The 2851-nt window shown below is 61.7% G+C and carries 2 protein-coding genes and 2 pseudogenes; 1 reads left to right on the plus strand and 3 read right to left on the minus strand.

Features of this window, described 5'->3' with window-relative positions:
* Positions 1 to 146 precede the first annotated feature (146 nt).
* Complete coding sequence (locus tag MFF61_RS33790; RefSeq protein ID WP_238242240.1) at positions 147 to 923, plus strand: ABC transporter permease; 777 nt, start codon at positions 147 to 149, stop codon at positions 921 to 923.
* A 267-nt stretch (positions 924 to 1190) separates the two neighbouring features.
* Here the strand turns inward: MFF61_RS33790 and MFF61_RS33795 are convergent, their stop codons facing one another.
* From MFF61_RS33795 to MFF61_RS33805, 3 genes and pseudogenes are all read right to left on the minus strand, one after another.
* Positions 1191 to 1427, minus strand: coding sequence for a hypothetical protein (locus MFF61_RS33795; RefSeq protein ID WP_238242242.1), 237 nt, complete (start codon positions 1425 to 1427; stop codon positions 1191 to 1193).
* Between the two features lie 107 nt (positions 1428 to 1534).
* Positions 1535 to 2272, minus strand: a pseudogene (locus MFF61_RS33800) (IS701 family transposase); the annotation flags it as partial.
* Positions 2273 to 2443: 171 nt separating this feature from the next.
* A pseudogene (locus MFF61_RS33805) lies at positions 2444 to 2851 on the minus strand (hypothetical protein); the annotation flags it as partial.

Below are 2851 nucleotides of genomic sequence, written 5' to 3' on the forward strand. Positions count from 1 at the left end.
CCATGCCTGGGGACACGACCCCGCCTCCGCCTTCGCGCTTCTGAGACGGCCCTGCGCCGGTCACAAATGTCGTTCATGTCCGATCTCGGGAACTCACGCCGCAGATCCGCCCCATTTTTTAGCGCCCCGTCGCTGGAGCCAGCCGGATGAACCACAGCAAGCCGTCTCTCTTGGACATTCAGCTACAGGTGCTCGGCGCCTTGATGCTGCGTGATATCCGTACGCGCTTCGGCCGCACGATCTGGGGCAATGCCGTCGTTGTGCTCTGGCCGACTGCCCACGTCATGGTCCTCGTGGCGATGATGTCGGTGCGGAGCATGCCGGCTCCAATTGGAGAAAGCTTGGTTCTATTTATTTTCACTGGCATGGCGCCAATGATCGTCTTCATCTATTTGAGTCGTAAGATGATGGAAGGCGTTATAATGAATCGGCCACTGCTCTCTTTCCCTGATGTCAAGTTTTTCGACATATGCTTGTCACGCGCCATCGCCGAAGTGTTAAATCTTGCTGCTAGTGTCGCCATTACGATGTTGATTCTGGTTGCGATTGGCGTTGATCCGATTCCAGAGCGTCCTGCGACAGCTATATCTGCGCTCTGCGGTGCATTCTTGGTTGCTCTAGGAATAGGTTTTATGAATGCAAATATCGTGGTTTTCTTTCCGCCATACAACATTGGATACGCGCTAGTCATTATTATTTTGTACGGTCTAAGTGGCGTGTTCTTTGTTCCGGACGGAATGCCGCAGGAGCTGTACCAAGCCTTCCTGTGGAATCCGATGACCAACGCAATCATGTGGTTCCGTTCGGCCTATTACCCAGGTTATGGTGAAGACGCATCGCCGCTGTATGTGCTGATGTCTGGAGGATTGCTTCTTCTTGTTGGCTTAATATGGGAGAAGACCTTAACTAAGCGGGCGCTTTGACACTCTTTGCGCATCTATAGCATGTTGCGACAAGATTTACGCTTGTAGTGTGGCCGTCGCTGCCGCTGCAATGAGATCGGCCGTGGTGGGCTCGCCGCTCACTGGACCAACAGCAGCCCACCTTGTCACTCGCTCAAGCCGCAGGTCGACACAGACCACCTCGATCTCAAAAAGGCCGCTGTCATACCAACGGCCCAAGATGCTGACGTATCGGGCTGTTGAGGCATCTCAATTTTTTAACACCAAATCAGCTCGAGTTTGGCCTTTTCAGGCTGGGTAACAAATGTCGCGCTCCAGCCTCAACTGCCGGTTCTCGCGCCGTAGCCGAAGCCACTCCTCGCGCTCCGTCGCGGAGAGAGCAGCCTCAGCGCCAGAGGGCTTGGCCTCGCGGCGGCCTTCCTGGCGATCGGCCTCGGCCACCCAATTGCGGATGGCTTGGGCCGACGGCTCGAACTCACGGGCGAGGTCGGTCGGATCGCGCCCGGCGCAGACCAGCTCGACCATCTGGCGGCGGAACTCCGCCGGGGACGGGGGACGGGTTCTCGGCATGGCTAAAACACCTCACGCGAAAGCGCTCTCGGTGTCCACCAAACCGGCTCTTGCTCAACCAGCGGCTTGCCGGCCCAGGAGTTGAACGCGTGATCGCTCTTCACCCCGAGCACGTAACCCTTGCCCGCCCGCCGCAGGGCCATCTCGATGTCGCCAACCCCGTAGACGGTGTCGGCCGCTACCCACGAAAACGGCACGCCGGCAGCCATCGCCTGCTCAATCATCGCCAGAGCCAATCCCGGCTTGGTCGCGAAGGTCGTCCCCTTCGGCACGTGGGCGGCGGCCAGCCGGGCTGGATCCGAGGTCCAGGTCTGGGGCAGGTACAAGGCCCGATCGATGAAGGCATGACCGTGCTGTGAGACGTAGGCCGCGAACACGCCGATCTGGCAGTTCGTGGTCTTGCCGGCCGAGCCGGTGTACTGGCGATGCACGCCGCACGACGCCTTGCCCTGCTTCAGAAAGCCGGTCTCGTCGAGAACCAGAACCGCGTCCGGGTCGGCCAGCGTCTCCAGAGCATAGTCACGCACCACGTCGCGCAGAGCGTCGGCGTCCCAACGTCCGCGCCCAAGCACCGCCTGCTGGCGCCAGGGCCCGGGATCGCCCGCGGCTTCCGCCCGCATCCAACCCGTCTTGCGCCGCTCTGCACCGAGCAGTCCGTCCAAGAACGCTCCGGCCGAGGCGGCGACCCGGCGCTGGGTGAACAGAGGCCGCATGCGCCCCTTCACCTCCCGGAGCGACGAGGCCCGCAACTCCAGCGTCGCCTCGACCGAAGTCTCCGACGTCCATGATGCGCGAAGCATGGCGGCGCAAAGAGTCAGAACCCCGCCAAAAACGCAACTGTAATGCTAGGCGCTGGTCACTTTCCGCCTTGTGGATCGGTGTTGATGAACATCTCATACAGAGACATCTGCAGCCCCCTTGTCTCGCCACGTTCAGGGCGAATCAGTCGTGCGAGCGAACGCGGCGGGCCGTCACGGCGCGCGCATCCTGAGCAGCCGCCTGCGCCGCAACTGAGACGGCAGCGGCGGGATCGACGGCGAGGTATGCCAGGTCGGGCTCGTGTCGAGCTCGTCCCACGCGTCCGACACCTCGGGATGCGCGACCCGCACCAGCAGCTCCTCGGCCGTGCGCTTCGGATCGGCCAAATAGAGGAGCTGCCGCGAGCCGGCCTGGACGCTGGTCATGCCCTGCGGATGAAAGTAGCGCGACCGGTTGCTCTTGAGGGCGTCGATCAACAGGTAGGTCGCGTTGATGGCCGGATTCGGAGTGAGGACGACCATCGACCGGCCCGGCGGAGCGAACAGGGCGGTGTGGAGCGCCGAGCCGATGCTGGCGATGATCGTCCGGCGCTGCGCGAACAGCCTCACCTGCTCGTCGAA

The organism is Methylobacterium isbiliense (assembly GCF_022179325.1).
Taxonomy (GTDB): domain Bacteria; phylum Pseudomonadota; class Alphaproteobacteria; order Rhizobiales; family Beijerinckiaceae; genus Methylobacterium; species Methylobacterium isbiliense.